At 44.9% G+C, this 20,123-nt stretch carries 20 protein-coding genes and 1 tRNA gene; 5 read left to right on the plus strand and 16 right to left on the minus strand.

The genetic code is table 11. The features are described 5' to 3' along the window. Position 1: 1 nt before the first annotated feature. From HDC91_RS12385 to HDC91_RS12415, 7 genes are all read right to left on the minus strand, one after another. On the minus strand, positions 2-3,049 hold the full coding sequence (locus HDC91_RS12385; RefSeq protein WP_183552609.1) for an efflux RND transporter permease subunit: 3,048 nt from the start codon (positions 3,047-3,049) through the stop codon (positions 2-4). Continuing rightward, on the minus strand, positions 3,049-3,933 hold the full coding sequence (locus HDC91_RS12390; protein ID WP_221262184.1) for an efflux RND transporter periplasmic adaptor subunit: 885 nt from the start codon (positions 3,931-3,933) through the stop codon (positions 3,049-3,051). Before HDC91_RS12390 ends, HDC91_RS12385 begins: the two co-directional genes overlap by 1 nt. A gap of 49 nt (positions 3,934-3,982) precedes the next feature. Next, positions 3,983-5,221: a TolC family protein gene (locus HDC91_RS12395; protein ID WP_183552613.1), complete on the minus strand. Its 1,239-nt coding sequence runs from the start codon at positions 5,219-5,221 to the stop codon at positions 3,983-3,985. A gap of 163 nt (positions 5,222-5,384) precedes the next feature. Then, complete coding sequence (locus HDC91_RS12400) at positions 5,385-5,819, minus strand: PepSY-like domain-containing protein (RefSeq protein ID WP_183552615.1); 435 nt, start codon at positions 5,817-5,819, stop codon at positions 5,385-5,387. A gap of 76 nt (positions 5,820-5,895) precedes the next feature. Then, positions 5,896-7,143 (minus strand): HAMP domain-containing sensor histidine kinase, encoded by a 1,248-nt coding sequence (locus HDC91_RS12405; protein ID WP_183552617.1) that lies wholly within the window; start codon positions 7,141-7,143, stop codon positions 5,896-5,898. Beyond that, positions 7,140-7,817, minus strand: coding sequence for a response regulator transcription factor (locus HDC91_RS12410; protein WP_183552619.1), 678 nt, complete (start codon positions 7,815-7,817; stop codon positions 7,140-7,142). Before HDC91_RS12410 ends, HDC91_RS12405 begins: the two co-directional genes overlap by 4 nt. A 335-nt stretch (positions 7,818-8,152) precedes the next feature. Continuing rightward, positions 8,153-8,240 (minus strand) — tRNA-Ser (locus tag HDC91_RS12415). 261 nt (positions 8,241-8,501) lie between these two features. On the opposite strand from HDC91_RS12415, the gene HDC91_RS12420 reads away from it, so the two are divergent. Together HDC91_RS12420 and cdaA are read left to right on the plus strand one after the other, a co-directional pair. After that, complete coding sequence (locus tag HDC91_RS12420) at positions 8,502-9,473, plus strand: polyprenyl synthetase family protein (RefSeq protein ID WP_183552621.1); 972 nt, start codon at positions 8,502-8,504, stop codon at positions 9,471-9,473. 127 nt (positions 9,474-9,600) lie between these two features. Further along, positions 9,601-10,392 (plus strand): diadenylate cyclase CdaA, encoded by a 792-nt coding sequence (cdaA, locus tag HDC91_RS12425; protein ID WP_162430739.1) that lies wholly within the window; start codon positions 9,601-9,603, stop codon positions 10,390-10,392. Here cdaA and HDC91_RS12430 read toward each other — a convergent pair. The 4 genes from HDC91_RS12430 to HDC91_RS12445 are packed head-to-tail and all read right to left on the minus strand — an operon-like array spanning position 10,389 to position 13,197. Continuing rightward, entirely contained in the window at positions 10,389-10,877 is a 489-nt protein-coding gene (locus HDC91_RS12430) for a hypothetical protein (RefSeq protein ID WP_183552623.1), read from the minus strand. The genes cdaA and HDC91_RS12430 overlap by 4 nt on opposite strands. Before the next feature lie 4 nt (positions 10,878-10,881). After that, positions 10,882-11,808, minus strand: coding sequence for a TIGR01777 family oxidoreductase (locus HDC91_RS12435; protein WP_183552625.1), 927 nt, complete (start codon positions 11,806-11,808; stop codon positions 10,882-10,884). Positions 11,809-11,820: 12 nt separating this feature from the next. After that, a complete protein-coding gene (locus tag HDC91_RS12440; RefSeq protein WP_183552627.1) occupies positions 11,821-12,636 on the minus strand; it encodes a DUF393 domain-containing protein in 816 nt (271 codons plus the stop codon). 54 nt (positions 12,637-12,690) lie between these two features. After that, a complete protein-coding gene (locus tag HDC91_RS12445; RefSeq protein WP_183552629.1) occupies positions 12,691-13,197 on the minus strand; it encodes a GbsR/MarR family transcriptional regulator in 507 nt (168 codons plus the stop codon). A gap of 120 nt (positions 13,198-13,317) precedes the next feature. On the opposite strand from HDC91_RS12445, the gene HDC91_RS12450 reads away from it, so the two are divergent. From HDC91_RS12450 to HDC91_RS12460, 3 genes are all read left to right on the plus strand, one after another. After that, the gene (locus tag HDC91_RS12450) at positions 13,318-14,298 is read left to right on the plus strand and encodes an SDR family oxidoreductase (RefSeq protein WP_183552631.1); all 981 of its coding nucleotides are present in this window, start codon (positions 13,318-13,320) and stop codon (positions 14,296-14,298) included. Then, complete coding sequence (locus tag HDC91_RS12455; RefSeq protein ID WP_183552633.1) at positions 14,298-15,083, plus strand: SDR family oxidoreductase; 786 nt, start codon at positions 14,298-14,300, stop codon at positions 15,081-15,083. The genes HDC91_RS12450 and HDC91_RS12455 overlap by 1 nt, the downstream gene beginning before the upstream one ends. Positions 15,084-15,196: 113 nt before the next feature. Then, a complete protein-coding gene (locus tag HDC91_RS12460) occupies positions 15,197-16,702 on the plus strand; it encodes an NAD(P)H-hydrate dehydratase (RefSeq protein ID WP_183552635.1) in 1,506 nt (501 codons plus the stop codon). A gap of 198 nt (positions 16,703-16,900) precedes the next feature. Here the strand turns inward: HDC91_RS12460 and HDC91_RS12465 are convergent, their stop codons facing one another. From HDC91_RS12465 to ytxJ, 5 genes are all read right to left on the minus strand, one after another. Then, entirely contained in the window at positions 16,901-17,728 is an 828-nt protein-coding gene (locus tag HDC91_RS12465) for an anti-sigma factor (RefSeq protein WP_183552637.1), read from the minus strand. Between the two features lie 2 nt (positions 17,729-17,730). Continuing rightward, a complete protein-coding gene (locus tag HDC91_RS12470; RefSeq protein ID WP_183552639.1) occupies positions 17,731-18,282 on the minus strand; it encodes an RNA polymerase sigma factor in 552 nt (183 codons plus the stop codon). A gap of 24 nt (positions 18,283-18,306) precedes the next feature. Continuing rightward, complete coding sequence (gene lipA, locus HDC91_RS12475; RefSeq protein ID WP_183552641.1) at positions 18,307-19,185, minus strand: lipoyl synthase; 879 nt, start codon at positions 19,183-19,185, stop codon at positions 18,307-18,309. A 409-nt stretch (positions 19,186-19,594) separates the two neighbouring features. Beyond that, positions 19,595-19,759, minus strand: coding sequence for a hypothetical protein (locus HDC91_RS12480; RefSeq protein WP_183552643.1), 165 nt, complete (start codon positions 19,757-19,759; stop codon positions 19,595-19,597). Positions 19,760-19,787: 28 nt separating this feature from the next. Beyond that, positions 19,788-20,117 carry a bacillithiol system redox-active protein YtxJ gene (gene ytxJ / locus HDC91_RS12485; protein ID WP_183552645.1) on the minus strand — a complete coding sequence of 110 codons (330 nt, stop codon included), beginning with the start codon at positions 20,115-20,117 and terminating at the stop codon, positions 19,788-19,790. Between the last annotated feature and the right edge of the window lie 6 nt (positions 20,118-20,123).

Raw genomic sequence — 20,123 nt, forward strand, 5'->3', positions numbered from 1 at the left:
ACTATTTGACGAATACATGGTCGCGGTAAAATATCCGCAGCATACTTGGCAGGACTATCAGCAATAACGGTAGTGCCGCTAAAAAGCCGCCTATAACCGCAATTGCCAACGGCTGGTGCAACTGCGCGCCTGCACCAATACCTAACGCCAATGGCATTAATGCTATAATTGCACCCAAGGCCGTCATTAATTTGGGACGAAGGCGGGTTGATATGGAGTAAACAATTGCATCGTCCACATTGCTGGTTTTAGCGCTTTCGCGGAACTGCCAAAAGGTGAAGATGGCGTTTTCACCAATGATACCCACTATCATAATAAGACCGGTATAGCTACCCACATTAAGTGGTGTATTGGTGAGGAATAGCGCCAGCAAACTACCGCCAATACCTAAAACCGCTACAACCAGTACCAGCAACGCTATCCTAAATTGCTTAAACAGGAACAATATCACTGCAAATACCAACAAACTTGCGGTAACCAGTATCATTAAAAGCTCTTTAAAGCTTTGCTGTTGCTCGGCATAGGCACCGCCGTATTCCACGTGGTAGCCGGGGGGCAGGTTTATTTTTTCGGCTATGCCTTTTTGTACGGCCGGGATAACGCTGCCCAGATCGCTGTTATCTAAGCGGGCGCTTATAACGCCCATGGCCTGCAAGTTCTCGCGTTCTATCTCTGCATCGCCGGTGCGCAAGTTTATGTTTGCCAATTGGGTAATAGGAAGCAGCCTGCCATCGGGCAAAAATAAGTTGAGGCGTTTTATACCTGCCACATCCAGTACACGGTTACCCGGATAAACCATGCGAATGGGTGACTGTTGCTCTCGCTCGAAAAGGTTGCCAATGATATTGCCTTCCAACGCCGATTGTACCTGTGTTTGCAGCGCCGCCGGGGTAATGTTATATTGTGCCAGTTTGGTGTAATCGGGCACCACATCCACGGACGGCCCGGCGATCACGATACCATCGAATACATCGGCCGTGCCTTTAACATTGGCTGTTATGTCGGCTATTTGTTTTGACAAGGCCTGCAGTTTTGCTTGGTCGTCGCCAAAAACTTTTATCTCGATGGGTTGGGTAGAGGTCATTAAGTCGCCCAACATATCGCCAATCACCTGGCCAAAATCGACACGTAAAGCAGGCTGTGTTTCCTCGATATGGGTACGCAGATCGCTGATAACTTCTTCGGATGTTTTGCTATGGCCTTTTTTTAACTGAATAAGGTAGTCGCCTGTATTAGGTTCGGTAATAAAGAAACCCATTTGTGTACCTGTACGGCGGGAGTATGCAGCAACGTCGGGATTTTTGATAATAACCTTCTCTATCTCGCGCAGCATGCGGTCGGTTTCTTCAAGCGAAGTACCCGAAGGGGAGGTGTAATCCAACACAATACTGCCTTCATCCATATCAGGGAGAAAACCGGTTTCTAACCTGCCAGGAATGAATATAATAACAACAACAAGCGTTACTATCAAAATAATACTCACCACCGGGCGCAGGATAAAGAACGATACCCACCGCTGCCTTTTTACCTCGTGTGCCTCTTCCTTTTTGCCAACAGTATTTAGTTCAGAGTTTTTGGTAAGCAACAGGTAAATAACCGGGAGGCCTATCCAGGTTACAAAAAAGGATGATAAAAGGGTGATAATCATCGTATCGGTCATCACTTTAAAGTAGGCGCCGGCCACACCCGTCATCAGCAAAAAAGGTATAAAAATAACAATGGTACTCACCGATGAGCCCACCATCGCAGGGAATAAATAGTTAATAGCTTTTTGCAAAAGCGTTACTGTTGGCTCTTCAGGATGTTCCTCATGCGTGCGGTGAATTTGCTCTACTACTACAATAGCATCGTCAATAATTAAACCTATGGCTGCAGCAATAGCGCCCAACGTCATGATGTTCAGCGTATAACCAACCGCGTATAAAACAATGAGGGTTAGCCCAAGTGTAACCGGGATAGTTATTAAGATAGTAGCGCTCGCTTTTATCGACCGCAGAAAAATTATGGCTACAATTATAGCTAAGGCTAAACCTATCCATAAACTATCGCTCACGCTTTTTACCGACTCATTCACAAAATCGGCTTGTACATAATAAGGTTTTATAGATACACCTTTTGGCAATACCTTTTGCAATTCGGCCACCTTAGTCGTCATGGCGGCAGAAAGATCCACCAGGTTGGAGTTGGGTTGTTTGATAACTGCAATCAACACGCCCTCGTGCCCATTGGTGTTTATCTTAGTGTATTCGATGCCCGGGTTTATCTGGATCTCGGCTACATCTTTAAGCTGGATTACGCGCTTTCGATTGTTGCTCACCACCAGGTTTTGCAATTGTTCGCTGGTGTTTATGCTGGCATCGGTAACGGTTAGGTACAGCATTTTAAAATCAGACAGATACCCGTTTGATTTGATGAACGCCGTTTGTGCCAGTGCATTAGTGATCATCTCCGGCGTAAGGCCAAGCGTGCTCATTTTTTGGCGGTTAAGCACCAGCCAATATTCTTTTGTTTTACCGCCGATAACCCGGATCTCCGACACGCCGTCAACCTGCGAAAGAAACGGTTTTACGGTATAGGTTGCCAGTTGCTTTAACTCAATAGGCGAGAGGTTATGGCTTTCCAGCGTGTACCCGCTAACCGGCAGGATAGATGGGTTCATCTTCTCTACCGTTACGTTTGCCTCGGGTGGCAGCTGGTTTTTTATCTGCGCTATGCGCGATTCGATACGTTGCTGGCTCAGGTCGATATCGGCATCCCAGTTCATATAGGCCGAGATCTCACAGCTACCGCGGCTGGTAGTACTACGCACGTAATGCAGGTCGGGCACTTGCTTAACCGCGTTCTCTAATGGTTTTGTCACAGTTACCATCATCTTATTAACGGGCTGCAAACCGGCATCAGCAATGATCTTGATCTTAGGGAAAGTAATTTCGGGGAATAGGGATGTTTGCAGCCTTGAATATCCAAAGCCACCACCCAGCAGCATGATAAAGAGCATCAAACTGATAGGCTTTTTATGGGTGATGAAAAAGTTATTCAGCTTGTCCATTAATTTACAATTTTAATCTTGGCAGTATCTGCTAAACCATAATTGCCGGTCACTGCCACGCGATCCGATGGATTAAATGTTGGGGATAGAATCTCGATCCTGCCACCCGACTCAATACCTTTTTTAACAGTGGTTTTTATTGCCGTGGTGTCGTTTATCAATTTCATTACCCAAAACTCGTTTTGCGTTTCGTTAGACAGTACTGCCGATTTTGGTAGGGATGGCGCGCTGCTTTTTGCTGTTTTAATAATGAGTGCTTTAGCGACCAGATTTTCAGGAATAGGATGTGTGTTATTTACTTTAATAACAATGCCCTGCGTTTGCGAAAGGGTATCAACCGATGGCATCAGCGAAGCAATATGGCCGGCAAGTTTTTCGCCATCTGGAAGGGTGAGCGTAAGGTTTTGGTTGTTGGCGATAACGCGGCGCAATTCATAAGGCAGCTGCAGTACAAAGGCAAAGCTCTCGCGGTCGCTGATAATGGCCAGCTGCTCGCCGTCCTGTACATAATCGCCAACCTGGTGCAGTAACTGAGTAACAAAACCACTGCGCGATGCCCGGATGTTATTTATGCCTGAGAATTTAAATGTAGTATCCAGTACGTTAATAGTATTGCCGATGCTTTGCGCTTCCTTGGTTTTAAGGGTGAACATGAGCTGCCCTTTTTCTACATAGTGGCCTGGCTGAATATTTACTTTTTGAATGTAGCCGATTGCGTTCGCACTTACATAATTCTTTTGCAGGAACGATGAGGTAGCATTTAATTCAATTGTATCTGCCAGTGCACTGTTGCCAATGGTAGTAACCGTAACAGGTGTATGCGATTCTATAGCCGCTTCTTCATCAGCTGGCTTTGCGCCTCTGCAGGAGTAAAGTACCGTCATTATCAAACAGCAAAGAAACAGTGCTAATGGCTTGCAATATCGTGTCATATTATCGGCTCCAGTAGTTAAGTTGGTTAATGAGTTGGAGCCTGCTTATGGTATTTTGTGTAAGCAGGTTTTTTATAGTAAGGTAATTGTTGACTGCTAATATCAGGTCGGCAATTTTAAGGTCGCCGGTTTGCAGCAGTTTGGTATCCACTTTTATTAAGCTTTCGGAATATTTGAACTGGTCATTTATCTCAGCTATCAATTTATCATATTCGTTTATCTGCTGGTTAAGCTGGTTTACCTGCTGGATATATTGATTATTAAAAAAAGCTTTGTAGCTGCGGCTGGTTTCCTGCTCAAGTGTAAGTTTTTTGTACAGCAGCTTGCGCTGGCCGCCATCATACAAAGGCATGCTAACGGTAAAACCCACGCTGGTGCCAAAGTTTTTATAAAACTGCGCGGTAAGGTCGGAGTTATAACCACCATCTGCAAAAACGTTTAATCTTGGGCGGTAACTGTAATCTATAAGTTTGCGGCTATTGGCTAGGCGAATGCTGTCTAACTGGAATTGTTTAAAAAATATACTGGTGCTGCGGTCTGTATTGGCAATCGCCCGCTGTAGTTCGGGTTTGGTAATCTCAAAAATGTTGGTATCGGCTACGCCGGATAAGTAATTGAGCGTGGCATATTCTGTTTTATATTGGAGGCGTGTTTGTGAGAGCTGCAATTGGGCTTGTTTTAGGGTCACCAGAAAAGTTAGGTAGTCGCTTTGGCGATACACGTTGCTGCGGGTAAGGCGTTTGAGCAGGTCTTCTTCTTTACTCAACAGGTCAACCACTTCCTGGTTAAAGCGTTGCTGCTGCAGGCTGCCGTAAGCGGTTATATACTGGCTGATGATGGTACCGCGGAGGTCTTGTTCAGATAATCTGATGCTATTACGTAGCGAGTCGCTTTGAATGCCGAGCGATGCAAACTGTGCGTTTAAATAACCTTTGCCAATAAAAGCCATACTTACAGTTACCAGTCCGTTTAACGATTGCCCGTTGGTAATAGCCGATGAATAACCATATCCACGAATAACAGGCGCATATAAACCCGCGCTGCTGGCAGTAACCTGTGGTTTAAAGCCTGCTTTAATACGTACGCTATCTAATTGAGCTGATAAGATCTGGTTGTTAAGATCTTTGATAAGCGGACTGTTATTTACCGCCTGTTGCAAATAATCGTCCAAAGTTTTGGTTTGCGCGAAACAGGTTGTGCCGATTAAAAGAAGTAAAAACAGGTTGATAAAATATCTCATTCAAATATGGGCCACAGGTTATTAAGTTAAATTTTCAATTGTAAATTTCCCAACCAATTCTGTAAACATTTTGTGGGAAAAGCAGATGTTAAAAATGCTGCTGATAATTACCAGCAGCATTTTAACCGGCCACAATCCCCCGATGAATGGTCTGGGTTTAATATTAGTCTTGCGCTACTTTTATGAACTTGCCTGTGCTGTCAAAAAGCAAATCTTTACCTTTAACCTCGGCTTCATAATTTACTTCACCCGTAGTGGTTTTGGTGATCTTTGCCGCTTCTTTTATAGCTGCGCCCTTGTAGTTTTGTTTAACGTAGGTAACAATACCTGCAGGCAAGGCGGCGGTTTTTATCTCCATTTCAGATTCTGTCTGCTTACCATCTGCCTTGAATACTGCCGACATTTCGTTGGCGCGCTGTTTAAACCCTGCTTCAAAATCGCCCTTTTCTTTTTCCCATTTAACGGTTTTTACACCAGGGTATGCTTTTTCAAAAGATGCCTTTACCGCTGCTGGTACCTGGGTTGAATTGATGTGCTGGGCCATAGTTGCTACGCCTGTTGCTATTAAAATAGCCGCTGTTGTTTTGATGAATTTCATGTTTAGTAATTTTTGCACTAAACTACCCACCTAATCTGTGCTCAATTTGGAGTAAAACTGTAGGGAATTAGGATAATTAAAATACAACCGAAAAAGCGTGTGTTTTGCTATGTTGCTTATGGCTTAAAGTAAAGCCGTAATTATCACAGATCTGCTTGCAAAGTGTTAAACCAAGGCCTATCCCTTCAGATTCATCCGATTTGTGAAACCGTTTAAGCACCTGATCAAAATTGAATACGTTCTTACCGGTATTGCTTACAGTTAATTTTGCCGTGTCGAGCACTACTGATAAACTACCGCCAGTGTAATTGTGTCTGATAGCATTACTCAGCAGGTTGTTCACCAAAATTTCCATAAGCGACCTATTGGCATTTAGCTGTTTATTACCGAGGCTGATATTTAGCGTGATATCCAATTGCTGTATCATCTCCTCGTGCTGATAGATGCCATGCTCCAATATTTCCTTTACGTCAATTAGTTGGCTATCCTGTATCAGGCCGTTCTCTATCTTGGCTAATAGCAACATGGATTTATTCAGTCGCGTTAAGCGGGTTACCGTACAATAAATATCGTTCAGTAAATTACTTTGTTTATCGGTAAACTCATCGGTTTGCACCAGGGTGTCCAGTTTGGAGTTGATGACCGAGATAGGGGTCATTAACTCGTGCGAAGCATTTTCAGTAAAGGCCTTCAGGTTATCATAATCGCTTTTTACCCGATCGGCCATGCTGATAACCGCCTGGTCAAGTTCAGCAAACTCCTCAATATTTGAAGGGGTAGAATGAATATTAGCGTGATTAGCCAAACTAAATTCTTTCAGCTGCAGGAGTATTTTGTAAAAAGGCTTCCAAATACTTTTCAATATAACCCGGTTCAGAAGGAGTAAGATAGCAAGCAGGCTTACGATCACCCCAATAGTGATCAAAAAGATGATTTGAATGAGATCCTCGGTTTCTACCTTGCTTTGTATTACCAGTATACTGTAATTATGCCCTGCTAATTTTACCGAACTGATCAGCGCACGACCGGCCTCTAAATCCTTTTCGTCCGAGTCATGGTAGGTGGTGTCTAAAAAGCGTCGCTTTATTTTCTTTTGTCCCGACGGGGTAAACACTATTTGCTGATGGTTGCTTTCGTAAACATCAGGCAAGCGGTGATTTTTGCTTACATAGCTAAACACCTCATTCTCTTCCAACACCAGGTCTTTATCTATTTGACCCGTTAAAATATGGCTGATGGTGTAATAATAAACAATGCCGGTAACCAGCATGATCACAATAGTTACACCAACGTTAATACGATTGTATTTTTCAAATAAGTTCATCCATCGGTAAATTTATAGCCCATGCCATAAGCCGCCTGTATGTAGTCGCCCGCGCCGGCCTCAACCAATTTTTTGCGGATATTTTTAATATGCGAGTAGATGAAATCAAAATTATCGGCAATATCAATATTATCACCCCAAAGATGCTCGGCAATGGCACTTTTAGATACCACTTTTCCTTTATTGGCAATGAAGTATATTAGCAGCGAATATTCCTTACGGGTAAATTTAACCACCGCCTCATTCACCTTTACCGCTTTGGCATCCAGGTCGATATTAATTTCATTAAATTTAATTTGGCTGCTTCCGTTAAATGATCTTCGCCTCACAATGGCCGTAACCCGCGATTTCAATTCAGACAAATGAAATGGCTTTGTCAGATAATCATCGGCACCCAGGTCAAGCCCGGTGAGGCGGTCATCCAATGAATTTTTAGCTGAGATAATGAGCACACCGTCATTATGATTATGCTCTTTTAAATGCTTTAAAATATCAAGACCGTTGCCATGCGGCAACGTAAGGTCGAGTATAACGCAATCATAACGGTATACGCTGACTTTAGCCAGGGCGGACGTAAAGTCGTTCGCGGTTTCGCAAACGCTGTCGCCACCGGTAAAGTACGACTCAATGCTATCGCGCAGGCCGGTTTCATCTTCTACTATCAGTATCTTCACTTTATAAAAATAGTACTTATAGTGGGAGAAATTCTGTAGCACTTACCATATTAAACTAATAACTTATCAATATTGGCAACCTTTAGTTCCTGCAAGGCGGTTGGCTATTAACTACACTTAGAAGATTCGTCAGCCTGACTAATCTGGTTGTGTAACGTTATTATGAAATTTTTTGCAATTTAAAAAATCTATTGGTGGAATCTGAAGACTGAGAAATTTCAATCATAAATGTAACAAACAAATCAAACTCGCTACCATATTTGCTACCAATAAATTTAACCCAATATAAAAAGCGCCATTCAGTTATATATAAGGCATTTTTTGATTTGGGTTTGCGGAGAGGGAGGGATTCGAACCCTCGATACACTTTTGGCATATACACACTTTCCAGGCGTGCTCTTTCGACCACTCAGACACCTCTCCGTATTTTTGAGGAGTGCAAATGTAAAAATAAACCTGCACAAAAAAAGCGGGACCTTACGGCCCCGCTTTAAAACGAAAACTTTAACTCACAAAAACTAAACTTATATGCAGTTATTACTAACTTATAATAATAGAGTGTGAAACAGGGTTAAGGTTTAATCGGCGTAAAAGTATTTGCGGTTTATGCATATATATTTTTTTAAGCTTATGTTTGCTGCGGATTGCCGGTACAGGTGATTATATAAAGCGTGTTTTGTTTTAATGCTGAACATCAACGAAATTAAAAAACCTATTGCTGCAGAAATTGATGTGTTTGAAGAGAAATTCAAAACATCAATGAAAACGCCTATAGCCCTTCTGGATCGCATCCTTTATTATGTTGTTAAAAGTAAGGGGAAAAAGATACGGCCCATGTTCGTGTTTTTTTCGGCGAGCATATGCGGCGGCATTAACGAGGCTACGCATCGGGGCGCAGTATTGGTAGAGCTGCTGCATACCGCAACCCTGATGCACGACGATGTGGTTGATAACTCTTACCAGCGACGCGGCTTTTTTTCGATAAATGCCTTATGGAAAAATAAGATAGCCGTTTTAGTGGGCGATTACCTGCTGAGCAAGGGCTTGCTGCTGTCTGTAGATAACGGCGACTTTGGATTGTTAAAGATAGTTTCTGAAGCGGTTAAACAGATGAGCGAAGGTGAATTGCTGCAGATAGAAAAGGTGCGCAAAATGGATATCAGCGAAACGGTTTATTACGAGGTTATCCGCCAGAAAACCGCTTCGCTGATCGCTTCATGCTGCGCATGCGGGGCGGCATCCGCCAATGCTGATGATGCCACGATTGAAAAGATGCGCCTGTTTGGCGAAAAAATAGGCATCGCTTTCCAGATAAAGGATGATATGTTTGATTTTGGTACCAACGACGTGGGCAAACCGCTGGGCATAGATATCAAAGAAAAAAAGGTGACCCTGCCGCTGATATACGCGCTTAACAATAGCGATGGAACGGAAAAAAAGCGCATGATAGGCCTGGTGAAAAATCATAACGACGACCCGAAAAAGATAGCCGAGATCATCAGTTTTGTAAAGGCAAAAGGCGGACTTGAATATGCCGGCACACAAATGAAAAAATACCAGGAAGAGGCTTTTGCAATACTTAACACCTTCCCCCCCGGCGAGGCACGCACCGGCCTGGAGCAACTGGTACGCTTTACTACCGAACGTAATAAATAGAGCGTAGTTTTTACTTTACTTTTACCCTCTTTGCCCAGCAGAGAGGGTCGACGAGCGCAGCGTAGTCGGGGTGAGTAAACTAACCGATGCTATACAGAACTTTCCTAAAACTTATTAACTTCGTAACATGCACTCCTTTGATTTCAGCAGCCTTAAGGTAACGCCATTTGCCATCCTGGATATAATTCTGCTGGCAATTATTATTTACCAGTTGTATAACCTGATAAGGGGCACCATCGCTGCTAATATCTTCATCGGGCTGGCCATTATATACATACTGTATTTTATCGTACCCGAATCAAAAATGCCGCTGCTGGCAGGTATACTTAAAAAGGTAGCAGATGTAGGCATTATAGCGGTTATTGTATTATTTCAACAGGAGATACGCCGCTTTTTACTGTTGGTAGGTAAAAACGCGTCGTTGCAGCGTAACAAAGCCTGGTGGCGCTACTTTTTTGGCAAGGCCGAAACTGAGAAGAATAATTACGCTCGTATAAAACCTATTATTGATGCCTGTAAAAGCATGAAACAAACCCGCACCGGGGCGTTGATAGTTTTCGCCAAGTATTACGACGAGCAGTTTTACCAGAACAGCTGCGAGGTGCTTGATGCCAGGATATCAAAACGGGTGTTAGAGAGCATATTTCAAAAGAACAGCCCCCTGCACGATGGTGCCGTGGTGATTTCAGAAAACAAGATAAAATCGGCCAGTTGTATACTGCCCGTGACAGAAAAGGCCGACCTGCCCGCGCAGTTTGGGTTGCGCCATCGCGCCGGTATTGGCGTTACCGAAGCCAACGATGCTACCGCAATTATCGTATCAGAAGAAACCGGCGAAATATCCTACGCGAAACAAGGCCGGATAAAAATGGATATCAGCTTTGCCGAGCTTGAAAAACTGCTGAATAAGGACTTTTAAGCCCTTTCCAGCTGCTCTAATTTCCCGGTATACCTATAAGCCATATACAAAGGAATGATACCGATTACCCCGAAAGAGCAATCTACCAATTGCCAGGACAACGGGATATGCCGGATAGGCCCTGCAATAAATGCCAGCGGGAAAATGAGCACGCAGGCGATCATACCAAATTGAAGCACCCATATATTTCGGACAGGATTGCGCAGCGGACCAATGAACGCTATCGCGATAACAATGTGGGCAAAGGCCAGCCAGTCGGTACCGTAACTGAGGTAAGGGTATTGCGCGTTAGTGGTTTTTACCGCCGCGTAAATGGTGGTAAGCCAGTGCTGCATTCTGGGCGAGAAAACATCAAGGTTATCCATCGCGATAGTCAGTTCGCTCTCAATAGGGAATGCGGTTATCCCGCTCAGCACCAAGCCGGTTATCAGGAGGATAAGCCAGTATTTGATGCGCTTTTTTAATTGTGTTTGGGTAAGGTTCATGGCGTTATAATCTGATACTCAATATATCTTTAATGGCGTGTTCTACCCTGGCAAACTGGAACTGGAAACCGGCATCGAGCAGGCGTTTGGGCACCACCCAGCGGCTTTTTAATATCAATTCGGTTTCGGTGCCGATAAGGGCGGCGCCTATTTCCAGCATCCACGCGGGCGCAGGTAAGCCAAATGGTATGCCGCAGGCTTGGCGCAGGGCTTTCATAAAATCGGCATTTTTTAAAGGGTTGGGGGCGGTACAGTTGATAGGCCCACTTATTTCGGGGTGGTGCAGCAGCCATTCGGTACATTTCACCACATCCTGTTCATGTACCCATGATACGTACTGCTGCCCGTCGCCCTGGTGGCCGCCCATGCCGGTTTTAACCAGGTTAATTAAGCGGGGAAAAGCGCCTTCGTTGTGGCTTAGCACTATGCTTATCCGCAAAGCCACCTTACGGGTATGCGGCGTTGGTATATCAAAAAAAGCATTTTCCCATTTTTTACAAACATCGATAGAAAAGCCATAACCGATCTCCCCGGTTTCTTCGTCCTGCGGGCGGTCTTCAGCATGGCGGTATATAGTAGCCGATGCCGCGTTTATCCAAAGCTTGGGCGGGTTAATCAGTCCATCAATAACCTTTCCGAGCAACCGGGTAGGCTCCACCCTCGAGCGGATGATCTCTTCGCGGTTTTGTTTGGTGTAACGGCAGTTAACGTTTTTGCCGCAAAGGTTTACCACCAGATCGGCGCCTTCCAGTTCCTTAGCCCAATCGCCAGGCGTACGGCCATCCCAAACCAAGGTTTTAATATTTCCGTTATCCGGTTGGCGCTTCCTGCTAAGTACAATAACCTCTTCGGCTACATCTTTATAATGGTCGGCAAGGGCCTTGCCCAACTGCCCGCTGCCGCCTGCCAATATTATTTTATAATATTTCATGATCAATAAGTGTTAAATGAATAAAATAACCGCTAAAACAAACGCCCTGTAAAAAGCCCAGGTGATGGTAAGCGTCCACCCTATGTTTAATATTTTGCTCCTGCGGATATGCTCTAAAAACATCAGCCCGGCTACCAGCATAAAATACCCCGCGTAAAATATGGGGTGCTGCCCTATCAGGCCGGCCAGCAGCAACAAGGGCATCAATAATAAGCCGCCTCCAAAAGAAATGGTCATCATATTACCCAGGTAATCCCATTTCTTTTCGTTGGCTATCAAACTGATAATTATCCCCTGGAAAATTACCTGACCGCCGCATATCAGGCCTTCGCGGTACAGGCTGCCCACCGGCATAATGCCTTGCAGCAAACCTGCGTAAAGGGTTAATATGTACGAAGTAACCGCCCAGGTAAATACCAAATAGGCTAGCCGGTATCTTAACAAGAACGTTGGCTGCAGGGCAAAGCCATCGCCGGCGGTTGGTATAATAACCCCGCGGTTGTATGATACAAAGGCGTAGGCCTTGCCCATTAACCAAACAAACGGCGCGAAGCCAAACAACGGCCTGAATACCGGCATTGCGTTCGCCAGTATTTTGAACAGGCTTTTTATACCATAAGTTACTTCGCCGGTTTTATTATTTACCAGCGCTATCTCGTTCACCGCGCGCTGCCTGTTTACCATTGGACAGTTTTGCGGCCCTAATTGCTGGTATGCCGCCCGGCCATGTGCGTCAAGCAAACGCGTTTTTACAAAGGCTTTGGTGTACAGGTTGCACATGGGGCATTCGGCATCGTAAAGTATGGTGTGGTCGTTCAGGGTTTTCATTATTATAATATTTGAATTTTCAGTAATTTTTGAAATATTTTCTCAAAAAAAATGCTACTTGAACATTTTAAAAATAGATCCCCAAAACCAGTTCTCTTCAGCTTTTAACATGGTATCCAAAGTTCTATCTACGTTTTTAGCCATCCTGTTTATATCGGTTACGGATTTATTAAAGGTTGCAAAGTTCACGTCTTTGCTATCCCCCTTAACCTTTACCAGCTCGTCTAATATTTTCATAACGGGCTCCAACTCGCGTTTGCGGCGCTCTTTGGCTACCTGGCGGGCTATGTTCCAGGTATCTTTATCCGCAAAAAAGTATTCTTTACGTTCGCCGGCCTTGTGCCGTTTTTCAACCAGTCCCCAGCCTATCAGTTCGCGCAGGGTCATGTTGGCATTACCGCGCGATATGCTCAGGCTTTCCATGATCTCTTCGGTGGTTAGTTCCGTTGGGGTTACCAGCAGCAAGGCATGTACCTGCGCCATGGTGCGGTTTATGCCCCACTCGGAGCCCAGCTTGCCCCACGCTTCGATAAATTTCTGTTTTGCTTCAGGTAATTCCATGCACAAATATAAGTATGTTTTCAAACTTTCAAAACTTTTTGAAAGTTTATTTAAAATATTGTTTCAGGTTCCCACTAAATAATTTTTATCTTCCGCTGCATACCTCCATATTTACGATAAATGAATATTTTAGTGACAGGCGCTACCGGGTTTATTGGCCGGAAACTTTGTTTTGAGCTTGCTCAAACGGGCCATCATGTAAAAGCGCTTTGCCGGAATACGGAGCACCCCTACCTGATGAGACATCCGAATATTGAACCCGTAAAAGGTGATATATTGCTGCCCGATACGCTAAACAAAGCGATGGAAAGCTGCACACAGGTATACCATACTGCTGCTATGGCCAAAATGTGGTGCCGCAATCAGCATGATTTTCTGGAAACGAATGTTACCGGCACCCGCAACGTACTGCTTGCCGCGCAGCAGGCAGGTATAGCGCGGGTGGTTTACACTTCAACCTGCGGCGTTTGGGGGCCGACCTTAAAATATCCTTTGACCGAAGATGAGCCGCGCATTGTGGGCTTCCCTATAGCATACGAGCGCACGAAGTACCTGGCCGAACTGGAAGTGAATAAATTTGTTGAACAGGGTATGGATGTGGTTACCGTTAATCCGTCACGGGTGTTTGGCGAGGGGCCTATTACCGACAGCAACACCGTAAGCAAAATGATTAGCGGGTATTTAAAAGGTAAATGGCGTATTATCCCCGGCGATGGCGGGCAGGTATCCAACTATGCCTACCTTGATGATGTGGTGAACGGGCATATAGCGGCTATGGAAAAAGGCCTTACCGGCAACCGCTACATTTTGGGTGGCGAAGATATAAGCTTTGATCAGTTTTTTAGCACGCTGGCAGAAGTATCTGGCGTGCAACGAAAGATGTTAAAACTGCCGCAAAAATTAATAAAATTTTATAGCCATCTCGAAGCGTTGAAAACCAGGCTAACGGGCCTTGCCCCTGTTTTTTTACCCGAGTTTGCCGACCGCCTTCTCTTTAACCAAAAGTACAGCAGCCAAAAAGCGGCAGAACAATTGGGATATACCATAACCCCTTTTGATGAAGCCATGCGTCGTACCGTTAACTATTTAAAAGCACACTGATGCCGCAATTAACCGCCATAGTAACCGGGGCCAGCGAGGGGTTGGGCAAAGCATTCGCCATTGAACTGGCTAAACGGAATATTAACCTGGTATTGGCAGCCCTACCGGGTCCCGGGCTTGATAACCTGGCAAAATACCTGGTAAAAAATTTTGAGATTAGGGCCGATGTTTTAGAAACGGACTTGACCAATACGGATAGCTGCCACCAAATTTTTACGTATTTAACAGAACATCGCATAACCGCCCACATGCTTATCAATAACGCTGGTATTGGCAATTGGGATTGGTTTACCGATAAAGGCACCGCCTTTTACAAAAAACAAATAGATCTTAATATCACCGCGCCTGTTTTGCTCACGCGATTGTTTTTGGATCAGGTGGATGTCACTATTACATCTTACATTTTAAATGTAGGCAGCATGGGTGGCAAGTTTATAGTACCGCGTAAGCAGGTTTATGGTGCAAGCAAGGCCTTTATCAGTTATTTTACAAAATGTATGCAGCTGGAACTTGCAGGTACTAATGTTAAGATGAGTTTGCTTAGCCCGGGTGGGATAAACACCAAGCCGGAACTGCTCGTGTTAAATCAACAGCTTAAAGGTATTGCCAAAGCCACCATATTTGAAGCGGAGGATATTGCCCGTATCGCTATCGACGGTTTGTTTAAAGGCAAGCAAGAGATAGTACCCGGTGCTGCCAATAAATTTTTAGTCGCCCTGAACAGCTTACTGCCGCAGTTTATCAAGAACGCTATTATTAAACGAAAGTTAAAGGGGCACGGGTAATTTTTATGCCAAGGGGTGATAAGTAATAATTGCGAATTGAACCCTTCGTTCGCTTATACCGACAAATCATTTTCCATACCAAACAAAACACAAAAATCCTACCTTTAACATATATGCTGCCGTTATTGATATCCAAGCAAATCCGCGAAGCCGACGCTTACACCATCGCTAATGAGCCAATAAGTTCTGTCGACCTGATGGAACGCGCATCAAAAGCTTTTGTAGGATGGTTCGTCAATCATTTTCAGGACAGGAAGCAAAAAATAGCCGTTTATTGCGGCACCGGCAACAACGGCGGCGACGGACTGGCCATCGCCCGCATCCTGGGGCATCACGGTTATAACCATATAGACGTAAAGATATGCCGCTTTAGCGATAACGCCAGCGATGATTTTACCACGAACCTGAAGCGGTTAAAAACCTCAAAAATCCCTATAAAAGAATTAAAAAAGGGTTTTAAGACCTTTAAAGACAGCGCTGATCTGATTATAGATGCCATGTTAGGCACAGGCCTTAACAAGCCACTGGCAGGCGACTACAAAACGCTTGTGGAACACCTTAACAGCCTGGGAAAAACAGTGGTTGCAGTTGATGTGCCAACGGGTTTATTTACAGACGCCGAATTACCTGAAGGTGCCGCGGTCCTTAAAACCGACCTGGTGATCACCTTTCAGCAACCGAAGATAACCTTCCTGCTGCCCGAGAGCGGCCCCTACATTAACTGCTGCGAAGTAGTAAAAATTGGATTAAGCGAAGATTTTATAAACACAGCCGACACCCCATATTATTACGTCGAGGAAAAAGACGCAAGGCAGCTGATAAAACCGCGCAGTCGGTTCAGCAACAAGGGCACATACGGGCATGCCCTGATCATTGCCGGTAAGGACGAGACCATGGGAGCGGCACTGCTGGCCTCATCAGCATGTGCGCACGCGGGCAGCGGGCTAACAACCGCCTGTATACCCCTAAGCGGATTGGTAGCCCTGAACAGCTCGATGCCCGAAATAATGGCTTTGATACGCGGGGAAGAAAAAACGCCTGATATTGATGGGGACAAATTTAATGCCATTGGCATCGGCCCCGGTTTAGGTAAAGAAACAGGCACTTTAAAACTGCTAAAAACTGTTATAAAAAATTATAAAAACCCGGTGGTGATTGACGCAGATGCGCTTAATGTACTGGCAGAGCATCAAAACCTGCTAAAAAAGCTGCCAGCCGGGAGCATTTTAACGCCCCATATGAAAGAGTTCGACCGTTTGTTTGGCAAGCATACCAATTGGTGGCAGCGGCTGCAAACCGCCAAAGCAAAGGCCAAGGCGTTGGGCATTTATATTATCCTAAAAAATGATTACACCATAACAGCTACGCCGAAAGGGCAGCTTTATTTTAACTCTACAAGCAACGCGGCTATGGCAACCGGCGGCATGGGCGATGTGCTAACCGGTATCATAACCTCGTTATTAGCGCAAAAATACCCGCCGCGGGATGCCTGTATATTGGGGGTATATGTTCATGGTAAGGCGGGCGACGAACTGGCGCTGCCACACCGTATGAACGTGGCGTTACCAAGCCGCATTATTGCCCAGTTGCCGGTTACCATGGCAAAATTAAAGGCATAAAAAAAGCGAATGTAAGTATTGAACATTCGCCTTTTTAAACTATTAACTGATCTTATAAAGAACTAAATACTTCTAACTAATTGTATATATATGACGTGCGCCACATATAATAGTTACAATAACAACGCGAAATATTTAATTGTTTGATAATTGATACAGTTTTTAACAAAACTTTAACATACGGCAGTTTTTCCCGGATTAAAAAGTGCCTATAACCACCATCTCGTCCATAGTAGGATTTATGCTGCCGCCCATGGGTTCTAAGGTTACCGCAAAGCCCTGAGCAGAAGCTATCGCCTTCATTTCTTTTACCCCGGCGGTATCTGCATCAGGTGCATCAAATACCCCCATATCTACCGGTTTGCCGTTAACCAGCGCCCATAGCTGGTATTGGTGTTGTTTATCGTTCTTAGGCAGCTTTACACTCTGAACATCAACCATTACCTTTTTGCTCACGGCGTTCCAGGCCAGTATCATGGCGGCTGTTGGTGTTTTAGCGGTGCCCTTTAATTTTAGCACTTTGTACGATGGGTCGCGGTACATATCCAGCTGGTTATCCATTAAACTAACCTGGTTGGCAAAATGCTGTTTATCCAAACGTAAAGCGGCGATCTGAGCATTTGAATCCTGCAGCTGGCTGTATAGGTTTACCAGGCCATAAATGCTTATCAGCAACAGGGTAAGGCACGCCGCAAAGGCGTACTTGTAAAAGCTGTTTACGCGTGCGGCGGGTAATTGTGGTACATTGTCATCGTCACGGTGCGTAACGCTTTTGGTAAAAGTATTGTCGTCGCCAAGGTTTACAACCATGCTATTTAAAACCCGGTTACGCAGATTTTCAGAAGGTTCAACGGCCTGCGCGCGGGCATAAAGTTCAAGCGATGTTTCTATTGCATTGATCTCGGCCGTTATTTCGGGGTATTTTGAGGCCATACCTTCAACCTGCAACTTTTCTTCCGCGCTCATATCGCCCAGAACGTAAAGTTCCAAAATTCCCGATTCGATATATGCCTTAACGTCTTCCACGCTTAATTAAAATGTTTTCTGAGTTGAAGTATCCCCATCCGCAACCTCGTTTTAACAGTGCCCAATGGTATGCCAAGTTCTTCGGCCGCTTCAACATGGGTATAACCTTTAAAATATACCAGGTCCAGTATTGATCTTTGTTCGGGTTTCAAGGTGGTTACTAACTCCTTAATACCCAATAACTCGGGCTTGTAAACTGTATTTTTCTGTTCATCAACGAAAGTTACGTTATTTTCAAGCTCATGGTTTTTGCTTTGATTTTTAAAATCCTTTGATCGTACTTTATCGATAGCCAGGTTTCGCGCGATATTTACCATCCATGTAAATAAGCGCCCTTTATCGCTGCTGTAACCGCCGAACGAACGCCAAATTTTTACAAAGGTTTCCTGCAAAACGTCTTCGGCGATAGCTTCGTCGGTGATGATCCTGGAAATAACGCCGAATAAAGAAGAAGAGTACATATCATATAAAGCCTCAACCGCAATTTTCTCGCGGTTGCGCAAAGCAAGTACTAATTCTTCCTCAGATAACGATATTTTGCGTTGGGGGCTCAATGTGATGAAGATAAACAGGAAATATCACATTTCAAACAGATGTTTTTCGGCATGGTAAGATGAGCGCACCAGCGGCCCGCTTTCTACATACCTGAAGCCCTTTTTCAACCCCCATTCTTTATAATTCGCAAACTGGTCGGGGTGTATCCAATCAATAACCGGGTGATGGTTACGTGTTGGTTGTAAATACTGGCCCAGCGTAAGGATATGTACACCTGCTTCCAACAGGTCGTCCATCGCTTCAAGCACATCTTCTTCACGTTCGCCCAGGCCAAGCATAATGCCCGATTTGGTGCGCACGCCGGCAGCCGACGTTCTTTTTAGTGCCTCAAGGCTACGGTCGTACTTAGCTTGTATGCGTACTTCGCGTGTCAAGCGGCGTACGGTCTCTAAATTATGCGATACCACTTCGGGCCGGGTTGCCAGCACACGGTCAAGATTGTCCCATATCCCACGGAAATCCGGCAGTAAGGTTTCAAGTGTGGTTTGCGGGCTTTCGCGACGGATAGCATTGATGGTTTCGGCCCAGATGATAGAGCCGCCATCCTTAAGGTCGTCGCGGTCAACCGAGGTAATTACGCAATGTTTTACCTGCATCAGCTTAACCGAGTTTGCTACACGGTTTGGCTCATCCATATCAACAGCCAATGGCCTGCCGGTTGCAACCGCGCAGAACGAACAGGACCGGGTACAGATATTGCCCAGTATCATAAAGGTGGCAGTACCTGCTCCCCAGCATTCGCCCATGTTTGGGCAATTACCGCTTTCGCAAATAGTGTGCAGCTTATGTTCGTCAACCAAACCACGCACGTGGGCGTATTCCTTCCCTACCGGAAGCCTAACCCTTAACCAATCGGGCTTACGCTGCGGCTGGCTGGCGGGAACTACAGGCAAATCTATCATGGTACAAAATTAGTTAAAAATGTTATAAATGTTGTAAGGGTTGAAATGGTTACAGTGGTTTGACTTTTAAACCAAACCGCACAAAAAATCCGCAGCATAACTCGTGCGGATAATCTCGTTTGTCCCTCTTCTTCCGCCGTTGTTGGTGTGTCACGATAACTTCCGGAAATTTCGATTTGCCTCCGCGCGATTTTACTCACCCGGTCTTTGCTACGCTCGACCACCCTCTCTTCGCTGCGCGGAAAGAGGGTTTTACTTTTTGTTTCTCATCCTCTTTGCGAAGCAGAGAGGGTCGCGCACGAAGTGCCCGGAGTGATTTATTATGAAGCGGCAGGTTCCGGCGCCGATTTTACTCACCCGGTCTTTGCTACGCTCGACCACCCTCTCTTCGCAGCGCGGAAAGAGGGTTTTACTTTTTTTCGCCGTTGTTGGTGTTGTCACCAACAACTTTTAGGACGGTAAACTTATGGGCACTGGATGCATGGTGCTTGTTGGTGACAACACCAACAAGGGCTAAAACGAAAAAGACATCGTGGCGATAAATAAAAATCCGCAGGATAAACCTGCGGATCATATTTTTTGCCTATAAATCCTTAATTTGATTACACCAATACGCTCATAGCCTCATCCACCGAGATAGAGCCGTGCGATTGATCCAATATACATTCGCCGTCCTTTATAAGCAGCATCTGCGGCGACTCGTGGTACACACTAAAATCCTGCGCTATTTTGTTTGACAGTTCGCGATATTTGATCAGGTCTAAAAAGTAAAGCGGCATATCAGCCGGCAAGTTCTGCCAGTCCATTTCAAAGCGCCTTTTTGCCATCATACTGATAGAGCAGCGGGTGCTATGCTTAAAAATCAGGCTATAACCCTGCTGTTGTTTAATATTTTCCAGCTGATCAGCCGTTTCCAACGATATCCATTCCATACAACA

The sequence above is a fragment of the Mucilaginibacter sp. AK015 genome, assembly GCF_014200785.1.
Lineage (GTDB): Bacteria > Bacteroidota > Bacteroidia > Sphingobacteriales > Sphingobacteriaceae > Mucilaginibacter.

Bases quoted from the DNA above. Each gene is read 5' to 3' on its own strand.
- HDC91_RS12420 (WP_183552621.1), top strand. From the start codon at position 8,502: ATGCTGAACATCAACGAAATTAAAAAACCTATTGCTGCAGAAATTGAT.
- HDC91_RS12480 (WP_183552643.1), bottom strand. From the start codon at position 19,759: ATGATCCGCAGGTTTATCCTGCGGATTTTTATTTATCGCCACGATGTC.
- HDC91_RS12440 (WP_183552627.1), bottom strand. From the start codon at position 12,636: ATGAAAACCCTGAACGACCACACCATACTTTACGATGCCGAATGCCCC.
- cdaA (WP_162430739.1), top strand. From the start codon at position 9,601: ATGCACTCCTTTGATTTCAGCAGCCTTAAGGTAACGCCATTTGCCATC.
- HDC91_RS12450 (WP_183552631.1), top strand. From the start codon at position 13,318: ATGAATATTTTAGTGACAGGCGCTACCGGGTTTATTGGCCGGAAACTT.
- HDC91_RS12385 (WP_183552609.1), bottom strand. From the start codon at position 3,049: ATGGACAAGCTGAATAACTTTTTCATCACCCATAAAAAGCCTATCAGT.
- lipA (WP_183552641.1), bottom strand. From the start codon at position 19,185: ATGATAGATTTGCCTGTAGTTCCCGCCAGCCAGCCGCAGCGTAAGCCC.
- HDC91_RS12460 (WP_183552635.1), top strand. From the start codon at position 15,197: ATGCTGCCGTTATTGATATCCAAGCAAATCCGCGAAGCCGACGCTTAC.
- HDC91_RS12400 (WP_183552615.1), bottom strand. From the start codon at position 5,819: ATGAAATTCATCAAAACAACAGCGGCTATTTTAATAGCAACAGGCGTA.
- HDC91_RS12395 (WP_183552613.1), bottom strand. From the start codon at position 5,221: ATGAGATATTTTATCAACCTGTTTTTACTTCTTTTAATCGGCACAACC.
- HDC91_RS12455 (WP_183552633.1), top strand. From the start codon at position 14,298: ATGCCGCAATTAACCGCCATAGTAACCGGGGCCAGCGAGGGGTTGGGC.
- HDC91_RS12430 (WP_183552623.1), bottom strand. From the start codon at position 10,877: ATGAACCTTACCCAAACACAATTAAAAAAGCGCATCAAATACTGGCTT.
- HDC91_RS12445 (WP_183552629.1), bottom strand. From the start codon at position 13,197: ATGGAATTACCTGAAGCAAAACAGAAATTTATCGAAGCGTGGGGCAAG.
- ytxJ (WP_183552645.1), bottom strand. From the start codon at position 20,117: ATGGAATGGATATCGTTGGAAACGGCTGATCAGCTGGAAAATATTAAA.
- HDC91_RS12435 (WP_183552625.1), bottom strand. From the start codon at position 11,808: ATGAAATATTATAAAATAATATTGGCAGGCGGCAGCGGGCAGTTGGGC.
- HDC91_RS12405 (WP_183552617.1), bottom strand. From the start codon at position 7,143: ATGAACTTATTTGAAAAATACAATCGTATTAACGTTGGTGTAACTATT.
- HDC91_RS12390 (WP_221262184.1), bottom strand. From the start codon at position 3,933: ATGACGGTACTTTACTCCTGCAGAGGCGCAAAGCCAGCTGATGAAGAA.